This is a genomic window from Marinomonas ostreistagni, from assembly GCF_016888445.1.
GTDB lineage: Bacteria > Pseudomonadota > Gammaproteobacteria > Pseudomonadales > Marinomonadaceae > Marinomonas > Marinomonas ostreistagni.
The window spans coordinates 15,587-33,457 of sequence record NZ_JAFEKF010000007.1 but is presented as its reverse complement, the minus strand read 5'-3'; the positions used below and the strand labels follow the sequence as shown (position 1 = coordinate 33,457).

At 49.5% G+C, this 17,871-nt stretch carries 16 protein-coding genes; 5 read left to right on the top strand and 11 right to left on the bottom strand.

The features are described from left to right. Positions 1 to 5: 5 nt before the first annotated feature. Positions 6 to 1,556, bottom strand: coding sequence for a glutamate--cysteine ligase (gene gshA / locus JQX58_RS14350; RefSeq protein WP_204147542.1), 1,551 nt, complete (start codon positions 1,554 to 1,556; stop codon positions 6 to 8). A gap of 291 nt (positions 1,557 to 1,847) precedes the next feature. Here gshA and JQX58_RS14345 point away from each other — a divergent pair, with 291 nt between their 5' ends. Further along, positions 1,848 to 2,441: an SCO family protein gene (locus tag JQX58_RS14345; protein ID WP_239090371.1), complete on the top strand. Its 594-nt coding sequence runs from the start codon at positions 1,848 to 1,850 to the stop codon at positions 2,439 to 2,441. Positions 2,442 to 2,495: 54 nt separating this feature from the next. On the opposite strand, the gene hisF is transcribed toward JQX58_RS14345, so the two are convergent. The 3 genes from hisF to hisB are packed head-to-tail and all read right to left on the bottom strand — an operon-like array spanning position 2,496 to position 4,563. Beyond that, complete coding sequence (hisF, locus tag JQX58_RS14340) at positions 2,496 to 3,269, bottom strand: imidazole glycerol phosphate synthase subunit HisF (protein WP_204147541.1); 774 nt, start codon at positions 3,267 to 3,269, stop codon at positions 2,496 to 2,498. 21 nt (positions 3,270 to 3,290) lie between these two features. Continuing rightward, positions 3,291 to 3,953: an imidazole glycerol phosphate synthase subunit HisH gene (gene hisH, locus JQX58_RS14335; protein WP_204147540.1), complete on the bottom strand. Its 663-nt coding sequence runs from the start codon at positions 3,951 to 3,953 to the stop codon at positions 3,291 to 3,293. Positions 3,954 to 3,969: 16 nt separating this feature from the next. Then, entirely contained in the window at positions 3,970 to 4,563 is a 594-nt protein-coding gene (hisB, locus tag JQX58_RS14330; RefSeq protein WP_067038498.1) for an imidazoleglycerol-phosphate dehydratase HisB, read from the bottom strand. Positions 4,564 to 4,747: 184 nt separating this feature from the next. Here hisB and JQX58_RS14325 point away from each other — a divergent pair, with 184 nt between their 5' ends. From JQX58_RS14325 to JQX58_RS14310, 4 genes are all read left to right on the top strand, one after another. Further along, complete coding sequence (locus JQX58_RS14325; protein WP_204147539.1) at positions 4,748 to 7,009, top strand: AsmA family protein; 2,262 nt, start codon at positions 4,748 to 4,750, stop codon at positions 7,007 to 7,009. Positions 7,010 to 7,026: 17 nt separating this feature from the next. Then, positions 7,027 to 8,091, top strand: a complete 1,065-nt coding sequence (gene mutY, locus JQX58_RS14320) for an A/G-specific adenine glycosylase (RefSeq protein WP_204147538.1) — start codon at positions 7,027 to 7,029, stop codon at positions 8,089 to 8,091. Positions 8,092 to 8,123: 32 nt separating this feature from the next. Continuing rightward, entirely contained in the window at positions 8,124 to 9,278 is a 1,155-nt protein-coding gene (gene chrA / locus JQX58_RS14315; protein WP_204147537.1) for a chromate efflux transporter, read from the top strand. A gap of 62 nt (positions 9,279 to 9,340) precedes the next feature. Beyond that, positions 9,341 to 9,625, top strand: a complete 285-nt coding sequence (locus tag JQX58_RS14310; protein WP_204147536.1) for an oxidative damage protection protein — start codon at positions 9,341 to 9,343, stop codon at positions 9,623 to 9,625. A 62-nt stretch (positions 9,626 to 9,687) separates the two neighbouring features. Here the strand turns inward: JQX58_RS14310 and pgi are convergent, their stop codons facing one another. The 7 genes from pgi to gluQRS all read right to left on the bottom strand — a co-directional run bounded on the left by pgi (position 9,688) and on the right by gluQRS (position 17,868). After that, a complete protein-coding gene (pgi, locus tag JQX58_RS14305; protein WP_204147535.1) occupies positions 9,688 to 11,334 on the bottom strand; it encodes a glucose-6-phosphate isomerase in 1,647 nt (548 codons plus the stop codon). Between the two features lie 28 nt (positions 11,335 to 11,362). Then, the gene (gene panC / locus JQX58_RS14300; protein WP_204147534.1) at positions 11,363 to 12,214 is read right to left on the bottom strand and encodes a pantoate--beta-alanine ligase; all 852 of its coding nucleotides are present in this window, start codon (positions 12,212 to 12,214) and stop codon (positions 11,363 to 11,365) included. Further along, on the bottom strand, positions 12,211 to 13,038 hold the full coding sequence (gene panB / locus JQX58_RS14295; RefSeq protein WP_204147533.1) for a 3-methyl-2-oxobutanoate hydroxymethyltransferase: 828 nt from the start codon (positions 13,036 to 13,038) through the stop codon (positions 12,211 to 12,213). The genes panC and panB overlap by 4 nt, the downstream gene beginning before the upstream one ends. A 3-nt stretch (positions 13,039 to 13,041) precedes the next feature. Continuing rightward, positions 13,042 to 13,527 (bottom strand): 2-amino-4-hydroxy-6-hydroxymethyldihydropteridine diphosphokinase, encoded by a 486-nt coding sequence (gene folK / locus JQX58_RS14290; protein WP_420827042.1) that lies wholly within the window; start codon positions 13,525 to 13,527, stop codon positions 13,042 to 13,044. 12 nt (positions 13,528 to 13,539) lie between these two features. Next, positions 13,540 to 14,970: a polynucleotide adenylyltransferase PcnB gene (pcnB, locus tag JQX58_RS14285; protein ID WP_204147531.1), complete on the bottom strand. Its 1,431-nt coding sequence runs from the start codon at positions 14,968 to 14,970 to the stop codon at positions 13,540 to 13,542. Between the two features lie 534 nt (positions 14,971 to 15,504). Beyond that, complete coding sequence (locus JQX58_RS14280) at positions 15,505 to 16,923, bottom strand: sigma-54 dependent transcriptional regulator (RefSeq protein ID WP_204147530.1); 1,419 nt, start codon at positions 16,921 to 16,923, stop codon at positions 15,505 to 15,507. A 63-nt stretch (positions 16,924 to 16,986) separates the two neighbouring features. Beyond that, on the bottom strand, positions 16,987 to 17,868 hold the full coding sequence (gene gluQRS, locus JQX58_RS14275; protein ID WP_204147529.1) for a tRNA glutamyl-Q(34) synthetase GluQRS: 882 nt from the start codon (positions 17,866 to 17,868) through the stop codon (positions 16,987 to 16,989). Positions 17,869 to 17,871 lie beyond the last annotated feature (3 nt).

The following is a 17,871-nucleotide window of genomic DNA, read 5'->3' as shown; positions in this document are numbered from 1 at the left end:
TCGATTTATTGCGGTTGCATGTACTGCGCTAAAAACTCGTCAAACGGCACGGTTTCATTAGCTTCGATCACTTCTTGTTGCGCCAGTGATTCGGTCGCCCAACGCGCAAAGGCTTCTTGAGCAGGTGCCGGTAACTCTTGCCCAAGCCACATGTCTTGCTGACGCTTCGCTTGTTCAAGCATGGCGGCTTGGTAGCTTCCTGCTGACTCGCATTGCTCGATCAGCTTCGCCGCAGGTAGGCTCGCTGGATTGTTCAGCTTTTCTTGCTGGGCTTTTAGGCTGTCGATATAAGCTGGGTTATCTGTGCGATTCGATAAGAACTGCGCGATCTCCTGCATTTGTGCCAGCAAATCAGTGCCTTTTTCGCGTAAGGTGACCGGGCCAAAGCCAAAATCAAATTGCGTGTCTAGGTCACGGCCGTGGGTGGCGATTTCTTGCTGGGTTTTGCGCAGCTGTTGGCATTCTTCTACGCTTAGCTGTTCATCACCATGCAGCATACAACACATTAAGAAGGTATCTAGGAAGTACAAGGTCTCAGGCTGCATGCCAATCGGCGAGCTTGGGTCCAAATCCATGATGCGCACTTCAATGTATTCCACGCCGCGTTTTTGTAGTGCAGCGCTTGGGTGTTCGCCGGACTCAGTAACACGCTTAGGGCGAATATCGCTGTAATACTCGTTTTCGATTTGCAAAATGTTGTGGCTTAGCTGTTTGTAGTTGCCATCCACTTTAACACCTAGTGCTTGGTAAGCAGGGTAAGGTGTGCTCAAGGCGCCTTTGATGGTATCGATGTAAGTTTTGACGTCGTTGTAACAAACTTTAAGCCCATCTTGGGCTTTGTTTTGGTAGCCAATATCACTCATGCGCAGTGATGTCGCACTGTCACCCGCCCAAGTACGCTCACCAAGCTCTTTAAGCTTTTCTGGTTTGCTGGGTAAGAAGCTAATATCGATCGCTGAAGAAGCACCAAACAGTAACGACAGTAACCAAGATTTACGGCGGAAGTTTCGAATCAGGGCAAAGTATTGCTCTGATTTAAACGCTTGACGCGCCTCGGCACTGTCTAACGTAACGCCACGCAGTTCGGCTAGGTAATCCCAAAAGGCTTCGCTAAACGAGAAGTTGTAATGCATGCCAGCGATACACTGCATGATGCGACCATAGCGATTCGACAAGCCTTCGCGATAAATGCGCTTTAGTTTGCCGGAGTTGGATTCTCCGTAGTAGGCAATCGGTACTTCATCATTGCTGTCTAGTTGGCAGGGCATACTGCCAGGCCACAAGCATTCGCCCATCGGCGCCAATACTTGGTTGCTGTATAAATGGATGTCGTTGAGTTCACTGATCACACCTTCTACTGAGTCATGTACACCGGTAATGAACTCTAGTAGTGCTTCAGAGTAATCTGTGGTGATAGAGGGATGCGTCAGTGCGGAGCCAAGCGCCTTCGGGTGAGGCTCTTGAGAGATTCTGCCATTGGCACGCGAAACGCGCAGCGCTTCCCGCTCTACGCCACGATGAAAGGTAATGGCGGACTGATCGCCACTTTTAATCATGCACTGATCGAGCTTCGTCAGAGCGTCATGTATATTGCGCAACAAGGAGAGTCATCCTAATTCAGGAAAGAAATAATCCTTTGATTGTACAAGGCAATTCTAAAGTTCGGCAAGAAAAGCTCAGGGCAGTTGCGCAAAGATTACAGAATTTCAGTCGCTAACGCGTACTTTACGCTAAAAACCGCGGAACTTATTTTCTATCTTATGCTCCATTCAGTACACTAAGCACACTGTTATGAGCCTTAAACGCTCAAGCTTAGTTCTAACCACGCAATTCCTTAGGGTATCCCGATGAAGCTAAAACCTATTTTTATACTCGCCATGGTGGTCATTCTGGCCGTCGTAGGCACATTGCTATTTATGCAGAAAAGCAACGATTCAGGGGCTCAATCGGGTAAAATTGGCGGTGATTTCACGTTATCAAGTGCACAAGGTCCGGTGACTCTAAGTGATTACGACAACCAAGTGAAATTGCTGTTTTTTGGCTACGCTCACTGCCCAGATGTGTGTCCACTAACGATGGCCAATATCAAGGTGGCGCTTAAGCAGTTAACTGAAAACGAACGTCAACAAGTGCAAACCTTGTTTGTCAGCGTTGATCCAGAGCGCGATACGCTGGCGCACCTAGAGCAGTATGTAAATTTCTTTGATCCAAGCTTTGTCGGCTTAACCGGTAGCAAGGCTGAAATTGATCGAGTTGTGCGTCAATACGGCGCTTTTTACCGTCTTGATAAAGCCTCAGAAGAGGATGAAAACTACACTGTGAGCCACAGTGCACGTCTTTACGTGATTGGCAAAGATAACGAGATCGAGCAGTACCTGTACCATGACTCGTCTTCAGAAGAGATTGCCGAGGCGCTGAAAACGCTGCTACAAACACAATAAAAAAATGGCCGCATGATGCGGCCATTTTTTATGCAAACAGAAAAGCTCTATCGCTTATAGGCGCATTTCGATGCCAGCAGCCTGCATAGTTTCTTTCGCTTCTTGGATTGAGTATTCCGCGAAGTGGAAGATGCTAGCAGCCAAGACTGCGTCCGCTTTGCCTTCTATTACGCCATCTACCAAGTGCTGTAGATTACCCACACCACCTGAAGCGATCACAGGCACATGCACAGCTTCACTGATGGCGCGTGTGACGCCAAGATCGAAGCCATTTTTAGTGCCGTCACGGTCCATACTTGTCAGTAGGATTTCACCCGCGCCCAGTTCAACCATTTTCTTCGACCATTCTACCGCATCGATGCCCGTTGGCTTACGACCACCGTGAGTGAAGATTTCCCACTTGTCTGGTTCGCCTTCAGCGCTCACTTTTTTAGCGTCGATGGCAACTACGATACATTGTGAGCCGAAGCGTTCTGCGGCTTCGCGCACAAATTCAGGATTGAAGATCGCAGCGGTGTTGATGCTGACTTTGTCTGCGCCTGCGTTCAACATGCGACGAATGTCTTCGCAAGTACGAATGCCGCCGCCTACGGTAAGCGGGATGAACACTTCAGCGGCAATGGCTTCGACCATGTGCACTGTAGTCTCACGGTCGTCAGAGCTTGCCGTGATGTCCAAGAAGGTAATCTCGTCAGCACCTTGCTCGTTGTAGCGTTTAGCGACTTCTACTGGGTCACCGGCATCACGAATGTCGACGAATTGAACACCCTTAACAACGCGGCCATTGTCCACGTCTAGGCACGGAATAATACGTTTAGCTAATCCCATTGTTATTTCCTATCTAGTGGACTAAGGCTTGCCATCCCAATGGATGAAGTTTTTGTACAGTTGCAAACCGTCTTTATGGCTCTTTTCTGGGTGGAATTGCACGGCAAACACGTTATCGCGTGCCAGCGCCACACAGAAGTCATGGCCATAGTTGCAGGTGCCAGCTACTTCGCTTTGGTTTTCAGCCAAGATGTAGAAACTGTGGACGAAATAAAAACGCGCGCCATCCTCGATCCCCTGCCAAAGCGGGTGATCCATGGTGTGCTTAACTTGGTTCCAGCCCATGTGTGGCACTTTAAGCTGCGTACCGTCTACATCGCGGTGGTCATTACCAAAATAGTAGGCGTTGCCTTGGAAGTGGTTCAAGCAGTCAACACCGCCGTTTTCTTCACTGTGTGCCATCAAGGATTGAATGCCGACACAAATGGCCAAAAAAGGCTTCTCAGCCATGGCTTTTTGAATCGTCGGGATTAGGCCTTGCTTGCGCATTTCCCCGATGCAATCACGGATTGCGCCAACGCCAGGTAAAAGCACTCGATCTGCGGCATCGATCACCTTTGGATCGCTGGTGACCACAATCTCAGTGTTAGCGTCGGCCACGTGCTCAAGGGATTTGGCAACCGAGTGTAGATTACCCATGCCATAGTCGATCACTGCAACGATCGATTTGTTCTCTGTACTCATGTGTAGGGGTGTCCTATTACAAGCAACCTTTAGTCGATGGCATTTGACCTGCCATACGCTCGTCTACTTCTAGTGCCATACGTAGCGCACGGCCAAACGCTTTAAAGATAGTTTCGGCTTGGTGGTGCGTGTTTTTGCCACGTAGGTTATCTAGGTGTAGCGTTACTTTTGCATGGTTGATGAAACCGTGGAAAAACTCTGAAAATAAATCCACATCAAAACCGCCTACAGAGCCGCGTGTGAAGGGTACGTGCATCTCTAGACCAGGGCGACCAGAGAAGTCGATCACAACACGTGATAGAGCTTCATCAAGTGGTACATAAGCGTGCCCGTAACGGCGGATGCCTTTCTTATCACCAACCGCTTGATCGAACGCTTGACCCAGAGTAATCCCCAAGTCTTCTACCGTGTGGTGCGCGTCGATGTGAAGGTCGCCAACCGCATGAATATCAAGGTCTATAAGGCCATGGCGAGCAACTTGATCAAGCATATGATCAAGGAAAGGAACGCCTGTTTCGCAGTTAAATTTACCTGTGCCATCAAGGTTCACAGTGACTTTAATTTGCGTCTCGAGCGTATTACGTTCGACGGTTGCAATCCGGTTGGACATGTAAGGGGCTCTCCGCTTTTTTTGATCAGTTTTCTACTCAGTAAATGAGTTTTGAGTACTATTATAAAACGATGCATGCTTCGCATCTATTCTTTTCACGCCTATTAGCGTGATCGAAAAAAACAATTAAGATGCTATGATCTTAGAATTGATCAAATACTCGTATGGCCAGAGGTGGATGAAGATGGTTTGGGTAAAGCGTTTAGGAATTCTTGTTGCTGCTGTATTCGCGCTTTTGGTAGCGGCGATCATATATGTTGTGGTGTTTGTCGATCCTAATCAGTTCAAGGGAGAGTTGCAGCAAGTCGCCAAAGATAAAGCCAATGTTAATTTGCGTTTGGATGGTGACATTAGCTGGTCATTCTTCCCGCGTATCGGTTTAAGCCTGGAAGATATTGGTGTGGCGTTGGCCGATGATCCAGAAATCTTAAGCTTCTCCAAAGCCGAGTTTGGTGTTGCTCTCATGCCGCTATTTGAGCGTCGCATCGAAGTGACGACCGTGCGTTTAGAAGATTTGGTGGCGGATCTTAAGGTGGATGAAAACGGGCAGCCGAATTGGCAACTACAAACAGCCTCGACTTCAGAGAATGAAAACACGCCAGAACCTACGGACGACAATAGTTCAAGCGATACAGCAGATGCGCCATTTACCATGCCGGATATTGCTTTAGATGAACTGGCGATTGTGAACGCTCAGATTAACTATGAAGACGCGACGGCAGATATGCGTGCCAGCGTTAACTCGGACATTACGTTTACCGATGTCCGTCTTGACCAAGCATGGCCGATGCAAATGGATGCGACCATTGTGCAATCCAATATGCAGGGTGAGAACCCACTGACCGCCGAGATCGACTTTGATGCCAATTTCACCCTGTTTGCTGAGCGCCAAAGCTTCTCCCTAGAAGATGTAGCGCTGAATACTTCACTAACAGGAAATGCATTGCCGACTTCACCACTGGATGCCAATGTCAGCATTGCTCAGCTGGATTTTGATATGCCACAAGAGAATGCCACGCTGGAAGGGTTGGTGATCGAGACGCTGGGCATGAATATCAGTGGTCAGCTGCAAGCGTATCAAGTGATGAGTTCACCTGAATTCACTACCGTGATGGACATCGCAGAATTTTCACCTAAAGAAGTGCTCAACCAATTAAACATTGAACTACCAGAAATGGCCGATGACAGTGTGTTGGAATCTGCGACCTTAAGTCTGGCAGCAGAGGGTTCCGCTGAAACCATCAAGGCTCAGCCAATCTCAATGACCTTGGACGATACCACCCTTGAAGCCAATGCGCTTGTGCACTTATCGCCATTAAACTGGGATATCAGTATTGCTGGCGCTAATCTAGATCTGGACCGATACCTGCCACCTGAAAGCGACGCCGAGCCTGCTGCCAGCGAAAACGCTAGCAATACTGGCGTTGCCTCGGATTCAGCAAGCGCTGCCAGCGAAGAGTTGTTCCCAGTAGAGTTGATTCGTACGCTCAACGGCCACGTGGGCATAGTGTTTGAAAACGTCAAAGTGAAAAATCTACAGCTTGATAAACTGGAGCTGGATTCGACTCAGACCAATGGCAAAGTGATGATCGCGCCAGCGCAGGTCGTGTTGTACGATGGCACCGCTGAAGTGCAAGCACAGCTTGATGTCACAGGTAATACGCCTGAGCTAAATGTGATGCCAAGTATCGACAGTGTACAAATCTTGCCATTCCTTAAAGACTTTATGGATCTTGAGAAAGTCCAAGGTGCGACCAACTTGACTGGTGAGATTACCACTCGTGGTAATCAAGTGGATGCGCTGATGAGAAACCTAAACGGTGACTTGTTGGTCAACATCAATGATGGCGCTTTAATTGGTACTAACTACACCAAAATGGTTTGTAAAGGGATCGCTTTTGTACGCTCAGAAGACCTGAACGAAAGTGCCTTTGAGCCTAATACACCTTTTGAAATCATGCGTATCCCAGCGAAAATCGTCAATGGTGAAATCTCCACGCCAGGTCTGACGTTAACTTCACTAACGCTTGGTGTGACCGGTGATGGTAAAATCTCACTGCCAAATAACCATCTTGATTATGAAACCCGCGTATCCCTAGTGGGTAGTGGTCTTGATCAGAGCTGTATTGTTGATGAGGACGTTGCCAACATTGAGTTCCCGATTATGTGTGAAGGGAATTTCACCGATGATGCAGCAAGCCTATGTCGCCCAGACTTTAAAGGTTTTGTATCGGCCTTCGCCGACCAGAAACTGTCTAAGGCAAAAGCAGCGGCCCAAGCAAAACTAGACGCTGAAAAAGCCCGCGCTAAAGAAAAGCTGGACGCTGAAAAAGCGCGCGCGCAAGAGAAATTAGCAGAAGAAAAAGCCCGTTTGGATGAGAAAAAGGAAGAGGCGAAACAAGAGCTTGAAGACAAGCTTAAAAGTAAACTTAACGGTCTGTTTTAAAGCAGTTAGCAGAATTAATGATCCCAAAAAACAACTTTGCGCCCCGCGTGCTGGATTGGTTTGACCAGCACGGGCGCAAGCACCTTCCTTGGCAACAAAACAAAACCCCTTACCGAGTCTGGATTTCTGAGATCATGTTGCAGCAAACGCAAGTGACCACAGTGATCCCGTATTACGAGCGTTTTATGAGCTCGTTTCCGGATGTCTACGCCTTAGCCAGTGCGCCACAAGACGATGTGTTAGCACACTGGAGTGGCTTAGGTTATTACGCGCGTGCCCGTAACATGCATAAAGCCGCGCAAAAGCTGGTCGACGATTGGGATGGCGAATTCCCTGCGACACAAGAGGGCGTGTGTGAGTTGCCTGGTATCGGGCGCTCCACCGCCGCGGCCATTCTGTCGATTTCCCGCAATGAACCGCTGGCTATCTTGGATGGCAATGTAAAACGCGTACTGGCGCGTTTTCACGCGATCCCTGTATGGCCTGGGGAGCGCAAAACCGAAGCGGCGATGTGGGAGCTTGCCGAAGCCTATGGTCCCAAGGAGCGTTGCGGTGATTACACGCAAGCGATGATGGATCTAGGGGCGACTTTGTGTACTCGCTCTAAGCCACGTTGTGATGAATGTCCGCTGCAGTCAGATTGCGAAGCGTATGCCACAGGTACGCCGACGAATTTTCCTAAGTCCAAACCGAAAAAGCCCGCTAAGCCAGTGCGTACTACGCAGATGCTGGTGCTGCGTCACGATGATCAAGTGCTGCTTGAGAAACGTCCCGCCACAGGTATTTGGGGGGGCTTATGGAGTTTGCCTGAGGTGGATGTGTCAGAAGATGCAGTGCAAATGGCAGAGCAGCGCTTAGCGGTCAGTGTTGCCGCTGTCACAAGTTTGTCACCTTTTCGTCATACCTTTAGCCATTACCATTTAGACATTGTTCCGGCTGAATTAACGGTGACGCCGACCGTCGAGGTGCAAGAGTCAGGTAAATATCAATGGTTTAGTTTGGCAACGGCGCTGACGCTTGGTTTGCCGGCACCAGTACGGACCTTACTCGAAACTCACCCGCACATGCGTCAACTTATCTAGCCGCTGATTACTACAAGAGGCCACTGGACATCATGGTATGGAGTATTTTTTGCAAGTTCTTGTTGCTTGGGTGCACTAGCTTTGGTGGCCCAGCAGCGCACTTAGGGTATTTTCGCCGAGAGTTTGTCGAACGCCTAGGCTGGGCAAGCGAAGCAGATTACGCTCAGTGGATAGCATTAAGTCAGATTATGCCGGGGCCAGGCTCAAGCCAAGTAGGGTTTGCCATCGGCTATCATCGCGCGGGGTTAGCTGGGGCGTTGGCCGCCTTTGTCGGCTTTACTTTGCCTTCTGTGGTGTTGATGTGCGCGTTTGTCATGCTTGGCATGCAGTTCGCCAATCATGAGGTGTTCTTAGGCGTGGTTGCCGCGCTGAAGCTGATGGCGATCGTCGTGGTGCTGGATGCGATTTACGCTATGGCGGGAAGCTTTTGTCAGAGCTTGGCAACTCGTATGGTGGCCTTGGCCGGTGCGCTGTTTGTGCTGCTTTGGCCATGGGGCTTTAGTAGCTTGCTGTTAGTGGTGTTGGCTGGTCTGGCCGGGGCTTATTACTTTAAAGACAGTAAACCGATGGCGCTGACTAGCCAAATTTCTAAGCCAGTGGCTTATGGGGCGTTGGTGATTTTTATAACGCTGTTTGTCTTGACCAGCTTGATTCATGGTAGCGGTTGGTTGGCTCTGTTTAGCGAGCTTTATCAAGCGGGCAGTTTAGTGTTTGGTGGTGGTCATGTGGTGCTACCACTGATGTCTGAGCAGCTGGCGCACATGATTTCGACTGATCACTTGTTGACCGGCTACGCAGCGGCGCAGGCTGTTCCAGGGCCGATGTTTACCTTAGCGACCTATCTTGGTGCCGTGCTTGCGCCAGAGAAGGGGCTGATTGTCTGGGCGTTGATTGCGACCTTGGCGATTTTTTTGCCAGGTTTGTTATTGATGTTAGTAGGGCAAAGGTATTGGCAAAGTGTCGCGCATATGCCGCGTGTACAAGGTGCGGTTACGGCGATCAATGCCGCAGTTGTGGGCTTGCTGCTGGCCACTTTGCTCGATCCGATTATTCCTAGTGCGATTCATAACGTCTGGCAAGCGTTGGTGGTATTGCTGGCATTTGTTTGGTTGCGTCTAAAAAGACCGCCCATATGGCAATTGGTGGGAGTGTTTGTACTAGGTGGTGTTGCAATAGCGTTGTTCTAAGCGCTTGAAACCTGTAACGTGAGCGCCTATATAGTTAGCAAATGAACAATTGAGAGGCCAGCATGGCAAATACCGTATTCTGTAAAAAATACCAGAAAGAAATGGAAGGCTTGGAGCGCGCGCCTTTGCCGGGTGCAAAGGGCCAAGAAGTGCTTGAAAACGTTTCTAAGCAAGCATGGCTAGAATGGCAAGCACTGCAGACCATGATCATCAACGAAAAGCACTTGAATTTGATGCAGCCTGATACGCGTAAATATTTGCTAGAGCAAATGGATAAGTTCTTTAATAACGAAGAAACGGACCGTTTGCAGGGCTATGTTGACCCAGGCGATATTCAAGAGTTGTAAGCAAAAAAATTGAGCAGCATAAAAAAGGCCTTCATCTGAAGGCCTTTTTTGTGTCTTTGGTATTAACCGTGCGCTTGTTTAAACGCCGCAATCAATGCCTGGGTTGAAGCATCTAATTGGCTGTTGTCACTGTCAGTGACTAAGCGATTATAGATATCTGTTCCCAAGACTTTGCCTAGCTCAACGCCCCACTGATCGAAGGAGTTGATGCCCCAAATAGTGCCTTGAACAAAGGTACGGTGTTCGTACAAAGCAATCAAAGAGCCAGTGGTGAAAGGCGTTAGTTGTTCGGTCAATAGCGTGTTGCTCGGGCGGTTGCCTGGGATGACTTTATGCGGAGCGATGTCTGCAACTTGTGCTTCGCTCGCGCCAGCGTCACGCAGCTCTTGCTCTGCTTGAGCCAAGGATTTACCGACCATCAGTGCTTGTGACTGGCTTAGGCAATTGGCAAACAGCTGCGCGTGATGATCAGCGACCGGATTGTGGCTTTTCAGCGGTGCAATAAAGTCCACCGGGATCAGGCGTGTGCCTTGGTGTAGCAATTGGTGATAAGCGTGTTGACCATTGGTGCCAGCGCCGCCCCAGATGACTGGGCCTGTGTCGGTTGCTACGCCTGAGCCATCGACCAAGTTGCTCTTACCGTTACTTTCCATGTCTAGCTGCTGAATATGAGCAGGCATAGCACGTAGGTAGTGATCGTAAGGGATCAGTGCATGGGTTTGCGCATTATGGAAGTTGCTGTACCACACTCCTAGGGCGCCCATGATCACTGGCAAGTTTTGCTCATAAGGAGCGCTCTTAAAGTGCTCGTCCATGGCGCGTGCGCCATCTAGTAGCTCGTAGAAGTTATCCATGCCGACGGCAACCGCAATCGGTAAGCCAATCGCTGACCACAGTGAGTAGCGACCACCGACCCAATCCCACATAGGGAAGATGTTTTCTTCGGCGATGCCAAAGTTCACCGCTTTATCAACATTAGAGCTCACAGCCGCAAAGTGTTTATGCACATCTTGCTCTGGGCCACCATTGTCGATAAACCAAGCACGTGCCGCGTTGGCATTGTATAGGGTTTCAAGGGTGCCAAACGATTTGGACGAGACGATAAAGACGGTTGTTTCAGGATTTAGTTGCTTCAATTTGCCGGTAATATCTGAGCCATCAATATTGGCAACAAAATGCACCTTGATCGTGTCTTTTTGGTAAGGTGTCAGCGCTTCTGTGACGACCTTAGGACCAAGGTAAGAGCCACCGATACCGATCGAGACGACGTCTGTGATGGCTTTATCAGAGTAGCCACGCCAAGTGCCGTCATGTAGTTCGGCCACAAACTTTTCCATCTGTGCCAAGGTAGCGCGGACTTCGTCTAGTACATTAACGCCGTCAACCATTAGTGTCTGTTGAGCTTTGCTGGCGCGCAGCGCCACATGCAATACCGAACGATCTTCGGTGTTGTTGATGTGTTCGCCGCTAAACATACCGTCAATCGCCGCTGACATGCCGGCTTGCTCAGTCAGTTGTTGCAGTAGTGACAGGGTGTGTTTGGAGGCACGGTTTTTCGAGTAATCCAATGACCATCCAGCCGCACTGGCTTGGAAAGATTCTGCACGCTGTGCATCGTCGGCAAACAGCTCTGACATGTGTACGTCAGCCATCTCTTGCTGATGTTGTGCCAATGCTTGCCACGCGGGTAGTTGCGTTGGTGAGCTCATGACAATCTCCCTTGGTTGAGGTTAAGAGTTAGGATAAATCAACGGTGATGTTGTCGATCAATCGTGCTTTGCCCAAATAGGCGGCAGCTAAGATAACCAGCTGCGTCTCTTTCTCTGATGGTGTTAATAAATTATGTTGCGCGCGAATTTCGAAATAATCGCGGCTAAAACCAGCGGCTTCAAGCTTCTGTTGAGCTTGTTCGCAGATGGTCTCGTAAGAGCTATTGCCCGCTTCAATCTGCTGTTTCGCCCATTGCAGGGTCTGATAAATAGTCGGCGCGATAGCGAGTTCTTCAGGGCTTAGATAGCCATTACGTGAGCTCATCGCCAGACCTGACTCGGCACGGGCAATATCGACGCCAATAATTTCGACGTTAGAGCTTAGATCACGTGCCATGTCTTCGATGACTTTCAATTGTTGATAATCTTTGTTACCAAAAATCGCGCAGTCTGGCATGACAATATTAAAAAGTTTGGTGACTACGGTGGCCACGCCGACGAAATGACCAGGGCGCGAAGCGCCACACAAGATGTCGGATAAGCCTGTTACTTCGATTTGTGTTTGGCTGCGCTTACCGTCAGGGTACATTTCCAGCGCTGAGGGCGCAAACAGGTAGTCACAGGTGTTGGCTGCTAGCAGGGCTTGGTCTTCGGCTAGGGTACGCGGGTAGCGCTCAAGGTCTTCGTTGGCGGAAAACTGCATTGGGTTGACAAAAATAGACGCGACCACCACATCGCCAGCTTGGCGAGCGCGGCGTACCAGCTCCATGTGTCCATCATGTAGATTGCCCATGGTAGGGACGAAGGCGATACGTTTGTCTTGTAGGCGCTCGCTTTTTAGTGCTGTGCGAAGCTCAGCAATGGTATGGAATGTTTTCATGCGTCAAAAGTATGTTCAGGTGCAGGAAAGGAGCCGTCTTTTACGGCGGCCACGTAAGCCGCGAAGGCTTGTTCAATAGTACGGCCGTCCGTTAAGAAGTTTTTCACAAAGCGGGCAGGGCGGCCAATGTTTACGCCCAGCATATCATGCATCACTAAAACTTGGCCGTCGGTCGCGGCCCCAGCGCCAATGCCGATCACAGGGACAGGCATGGCCTCAGTCAGGGTTTTACCTAATGCACTGGGAATGCATTCGTACAATAAAATATCAGCGCCTGCTTCGACCAATGCCAGTGACTCTTGGTGAATCAGCTCTGCTTGGGTTTGATCCTGGCCTTGTACTTTATAGCCACCTAGCTTATGTACGGCTTGTGGCGTCAGACCCAAATGCGCGCAGACTGGAATGCCGCGTTCAGATAATAATTTTACCGTGTCGGCCAGCCATGCGCCGCCTTCTAGCTTGACCATATGCGCGCCAGCTTGCATCAACTTAGCCGCGTTTTCTAGGGCTTGGTTGGGTGTGCTGTAGCTCATAAAGGGCATGTCGGCGAGAATAAAAGCGTGACCATTACCACGTTTTACCGCGGCCGTGTGATAACACATATCATCAATCGTAACCGGTAGCGTACTGTCTTGGCCTTGTACCACCATGCCTAAGGAGTCACCGACCAAAATGGTCTCAACGCCTGCCTGGTTCATGGCGTAGGTAAAGGTGGCATCGTAGCAAGTCAGGCAGGTGAATTTTTCCCCTGCTTGTTTCATCTTGCGCAGCTTGGATAAGGTGATAGGGCGACGCGGCTGGTTCACGGATGTATCTGTGTACATAGTTTAGGCTTCTTTGATCGCAACCAGGTCACTGGTATCAAGTTGATTGACATGCTCGGCAACGGTTTTGCCATTGTGCAAGCGTAGCTGTGGCGCTAAATCTAATAGCGGGCGAATGACAAAGCCACGCTCTAGCATAAACGGATGTGGCACATTCAGTCGAGGCTCATCAATCAGCTCTTGATTAAACAATAAGATATCAAGATCAAGGGTGCGTGGGCCCCAATGGCGCTCGCGTACACGGCGCTGGGCTTGTTCGATACTTTGTAGCAGGTCGAGTGTGGCGATGGCGCTAAGCTCGGTGTCAAAGCGTGCCACAGCGTTGATGAAGTCAGGTTGGTCTTGTGGGCCAACAGGCTTGCTACGGTAGATCTCAGACACCGTAAAATGGGCGATGTCTGGGTGCTGTTGTAATGTGCTGATGGCGCTTTTAAGTTGCGCCAGCGGGTCTTCTAGATTACTTCCTAGGCCAATATAGACCGTATTCATAGTCATGCCTCACTATTCTTGTGAGCGTTTGGAGTTGCTCTTGCGACGACGTGGACGGCGGCGTTTAGGTTTGCTGGTATCGCTGTCGCCTTGGCGTGCGTCGGCTTTATTGATTAATGCGCGCTGCTGATTTTCAGGCGCCTTTTGGAATTCTGACCACCATTGGCCCAAGCCACCCAGCTCAGTGCCACTTAGCTCACGAATCAATAGGAAATCATAAGCGGCGCGAAAACGTGGATGTTGCAGTAGCGTGAAAGCACGTTTGCCATAACGTTTAGGTAAACGGAACTGCAGATCCCAAATTTCACGCATCGGCGTTGAGAAACGACGCGGAATTGCCGTAGAGGCCACTTGGTTGTCTAGCACCATGCTGGCTGCTTGGTGCAGCGCTGGCAGGGCAGGTAAGCCTTGCTGTTCGAACTCTTCATGACGCAAGGTCACACTTGGCCAAAGCAGGATTGCATATAAGAAATAGGGCGCCGTGCTTTTGCCTTCGCGGATGCGAGCGTCGGTGTTTTCTAAGCCCTGAATAACAAACGCGTCGGGCTGGATGTCTTTGCGCTGCCAGCCGCTGTCCAGCAGTGCATCTAAATCAGGGAACAGATATTTGAATAGACCGTATTCACGTAACAGTTTAAAGGTAGTGACGCCATTGCCGCTGCCTAAAAGCTTCAGCACTTCTTCAAACAAGCGTGCTGGTGGGATGTGATCCAGTAGGTGCGCCATTTCTTTAATGGGCGCTGCGGTAACGGCTTCAATTTCAAAATCCAACTTGGCCGCAAAGCGTATGGCACGCAACATGCGCACAGGGTCTTCTTGGTAGCGCTGGCGCGGATCACCGATGATGCGGATCTGGCGCTGTTCGATATCGGCTAAGCCACCACAGTAATCGTGTAGGGAGAAGTCGGCAATGTTGTAGTACAGCGCATTAAACGTAAAGTCACGGCGCTCTGCGTCTTCTTCAATGCTGCCGTAGACGTTGTCACGTAATAAAATACCGTGCGTCGAGCGAGCGGTATCTTTGCCTTTTAGCGAAGTGTTGGCTTTGGCTGGTGCCTCGCTCTGCTGTGCGGCGCTGTTGGCACGGAAGGTAGAAACTTCGATGATCTCACGGCCATAGGTGACGTGAACTAGCTTAAAACGACGGCCGATCAGGCGTGAGTTGGAAAATAAGTCGTGCGCTTCTTCAGGCGTGGCATTAGTAACGACATCGAAATCTTTCGGCTCAATACCAATCAAATGGTCACGAATACAGCCACCTACGAGATAGGCATCAAACCCTGCTTCATGCAGGCGATAGAGCACTTTCAGCGCATTCGGGCTGACGTTTTTCCGCGAAAAAGTGTGTTCATCTCGGGGAATCTCAAGAGGGAGCTGTGAAGACTCGTCTGAGCCAAAGAGTGAAGTCGCTTTACGAACCAAAGACCTAAAACCTGCAAGCATTATTAATATAATTTCGACAATTAACGGTGTGGATATTCTACACGGGCAACGTAGAAGTTACACGATAAAGAAAGAAGTAATAGTAAAGAATTAAGGAGAAGGGTGTATAGCTAAGAAGGGCGAAAATAAAATAATCGCTTTGGATACATCGAAGATACTAGTTCCGAAAACAAAGTTGGTGCTGCTTCTGCAGTTCTACTCAAGTTTTATTTTTATTTTTGCAATGTTTTCATCGCCTAACGGCTGGCATATCTAAAAAAATCAATTATCCAAAGCGATTTTTCCATCCACAGCCTCAAATTTTTATTTTTATTTGAAGAGGCTGCGGTGTTCCTAATGTTTTATTTTTATTTGTAGGAACGTTCACATGATCAACTTATTTTTATTATCGTCAATCTTGTTATCGTTGTGCTCTATATAAGGCATTTGTTGTGCCAATTCTTTCAATAGCTTGAAAAATAAGACAATTTTAGAAAACCTGTGCACTTTTTTTACAATTTGCAAGGCTTTGAATGATTCGTTTAGTAACATTTGTTACTTTTGTTCCGTTACTTTTCTGGGCACGCCAAGCTTTTGACGTCTTTCCCAAAGGCTTTTTCGAGAGATGCCCAGTGATTGTGCGAGTTGTGTTTCGGTCATTTTATGTTGGTGCGTCAACACAAAATGTTTGAAGTAGTCGTCCATGGTGGTGCCATTGATGGCAAATGACGGTTCGAGCGGAGCGGCATTAGTATCGTCGCTTTGTATTGCAGTTGTATGACGACGTTTGCTTTTGAGTTTAAGGTTGCTGGCTTCCAGCTTACCTTCAGGGCTTAGGATGATGGCACGCTCTAGCGCGTTCTCAAGCTCACGTACGTTGCCTGGCCAGTCATGCTCACGGATCGCTTGATCAAATGCCTTAGTGTATTTAGGGACGCTCTTATCGTGCTTGTGGCAGGCTTTTTCTAATAAGGTCTTAGCGATCAGTGCAATGTCATCGCCACGCTCGCGCAGCGGTGGCACCTCAAGCTCCATGACATACAAGCGGTAGTATAAGTCTTCACGGAACATGCCGGTTTCTACCATGTGTAATAAGTCGCGGTGGGTGGCCGTTACTAGGCGAATATCCACGGTGGTTGAGCTAACAGCGCCGACGCGACGAATCTCACCTTCTTGCAGCACACGTAATAGTCGCGCCTGAGCTTCGAGTGGTAGCTCGCCGATCTCATCCAAAAATAGCGTGCCGTGGTCGGCAGCAACGATCAAGCCATCACGGGCCGATACCGCGCCAGTAAAGGCGCCTTTTTCATGACCAAAGAGTTCGGATTCGATCAGGTTTTCTGGGATAGCGGCGCAGTTGACGCTGATGAGCGGGTGATCTTTGCGCTTGGATAAATTGTGAATCGACTTAGCGACCAGCTCCTTACCAGTACCGGATTCTCCGTGAATCAGGACGGTGGCATCGGTTTTGGCGACTTTTACCAACTCATCAAACAACACATGCATGGCTGGGCTATTGCCGATGATGCCACTCTCGGGGGTGCCAAGTGTCATTTCTGCAGGCGTGGGTTGATCTTCTCCGGCGAACAAACTGATGTGATTGCTTGCTGTGGCCGTTTGAGTTGGCGTCTGTTGGCGCTTTTCTAAGGCGTCGATGACTTGCGCCAAAACCGTTTCAGGGTCGGTGGGCAGCGGAATAAAGTAGCTCGCGCCCTTGGCCATGTATTCGATGGCAGCATTGAGGCTGGGGCGTTGGTCAAAGATGATAAAGGCTTGCTCGCTGATGTAGCTGAGGGCGTCATCAGAGGCAGCATCGGCATCAATTAGTAAGAGCTCGAAATCACTCAGTTCATAGTACTTGAGCGCTTGGTCGATAGATTGGCTGATGTTGACGTGAAAGCCATTGCGACTAAGCCAGCGATCGACTTCTTTTAACGGCGACTGATCGCCGCAAATGACCATAATATGATACATGCTGTCACCCCTTGTAACTGGTTGTAACGATTATACTCACTTTAGCTGGGCGAGTAATAGGTGTTAGCCAATTAGGTCGAGGTCTTTTTCTGCGAGGGATAAGTTCTGCTGTGTCAGGTGTTGGCGCTGCCAGTGTGTGCTGGCCCAATCAAGTAGCTGTGACAGGCTGTAATCGTGGGGGATGTCGCGTAAACCAAGGTAGTGCAAGACGCTTTTTAAAGTGCGGCAGCAGCCGTTTTCGATGGCTTTGGCATGATTTTGTTTACTGATTTTGTCGCCGCGCTCATTCACGATCAATGGCAGGTGACATAGCTTGGGGGCTTGCCAGTCAAATTGCTGATACAACCAGAGCTGTTGGCCCGTGGTGTCGAGTAGATCAGCTCCACGAACGATGTCACTGATGGCTTGTAAGTGATCGTCCACAACGACAGCAAGCTGGTAAGAAAAGTAGCCATCTTTGCGTTTGAGGACAGGGTGGTTGGGTTGTTCTGCTAGATCGAAGCGCTGCTGTTGTTGAATGGGATCAAAGAACTCAAACTGCCCTTGATCGCAATGCGCTCGCCACGAGTGTGGCTGGTCTGTGTGGCTATCGCAACGGTGCGGATGCAATCCTTGGTAGCAAGCCAATGCAGCACGGGTGCAGTTGCATGGGTAAGCCAGGTCTTGCTCGATCAATTGCTGTAGATAGGCTTGATAAAGCTCATGGCGCTCGGATTGCACCAGTACTGGCTCATCAGAAATCAGGCCATAGCTGGTTAAGGTATCAAGAATACTGGTTTGGAAACGAGGCGAGCAACGAGTGCCGTCCACATCTTCGATGCGAATTAGCCAAGTGCCATGCTGCTGACGAGCATCTAAGTAGCTGGCGACTGCACTGAGTAGTGAGCCAAAGTGAAGTGGGCCGGTTGGCGAGGGCGCAAACCGGCCGCGATAAGCATCGGCCATAGA

Coding starts and splice junctions, on each gene's coding strand:
- mutY (WP_204147538.1), top strand. CDS start 7,027: ATGATCCCAAAAAACAACTTTGCGCCCCGCGTGCTGGATTGGTTTGAC.
- chrA (WP_204147537.1), top strand. CDS start 8,124: ATGGTATGGAGTATTTTTTGCAAGTTCTTGTTGCTTGGGTGCACTAGC.
- gshA (WP_204147542.1), bottom strand. CDS start 1,556: ATGATTAAAAGTGGCGATCAGTCCGCCATTACCTTTCATCGTGGCGTA.
- pgi (WP_204147535.1), bottom strand. CDS start 11,334: ATGAGCTCACCAACGCAACTACCCGCGTGGCAAGCATTGGCACAACAT.
- panC (WP_204147534.1), bottom strand. CDS start 12,214: ATGAAAACATTCCATACCATTGCTGAGCTTCGCACAGCACTAAAAAGC.
- JQX58_RS14310 (WP_204147536.1), top strand. CDS start 9,341: ATGGCAAATACCGTATTCTGTAAAAAATACCAGAAAGAAATGGAAGGC.
- hisF (WP_204147541.1), bottom strand. CDS start 3,269: ATGGGATTAGCTAAACGTATTATTCCGTGCCTAGACGTGGACAATGGC.
- hisB (WP_067038498.1), bottom strand. CDS start 4,563: ATGTCCAACCGGATTGCAACCGTCGAACGTAATACGCTCGAGACGCAA.
- JQX58_RS14280 (WP_204147530.1), bottom strand. CDS start 16,923: ATGTATCATATTATGGTCATTTGCGGCGATCAGTCGCCGTTAAAAGAA.
- JQX58_RS14325 (WP_204147539.1), top strand. CDS start 4,748: ATGGTTTGGGTAAAGCGTTTAGGAATTCTTGTTGCTGCTGTATTCGCG.
- JQX58_RS14345 (WP_239090371.1), top strand. CDS start 1,848: ATGAAGCTAAAACCTATTTTTATACTCGCCATGGTGGTCATTCTGGCC.
- folK (WP_420827042.1), bottom strand. CDS start 13,527: ATGAATACGGTCTATATTGGCCTAGGAAGTAATCTAGAAGACCCGCTG.
- gluQRS (WP_204147529.1), bottom strand. CDS start 17,868: ATGGCCGATGCTTATCGCGGCCGGTTTGCGCCCTCGCCAACCGGCCCA.
- hisH (WP_204147540.1), bottom strand. CDS start 3,953: ATGAGTACAGAGAACAAATCGATCGTTGCAGTGATCGACTATGGCATG.
- pcnB (WP_204147531.1), bottom strand. CDS start 14,970: ATGCTTGCAGGTTTTAGGTCTTTGGTTCGTAAAGCGACTTCACTCTTT.
- panB (WP_204147533.1), bottom strand. CDS start 13,038: ATGTACACAGATACATCCGTGAACCAGCCGCGTCGCCCTATCACCTTA.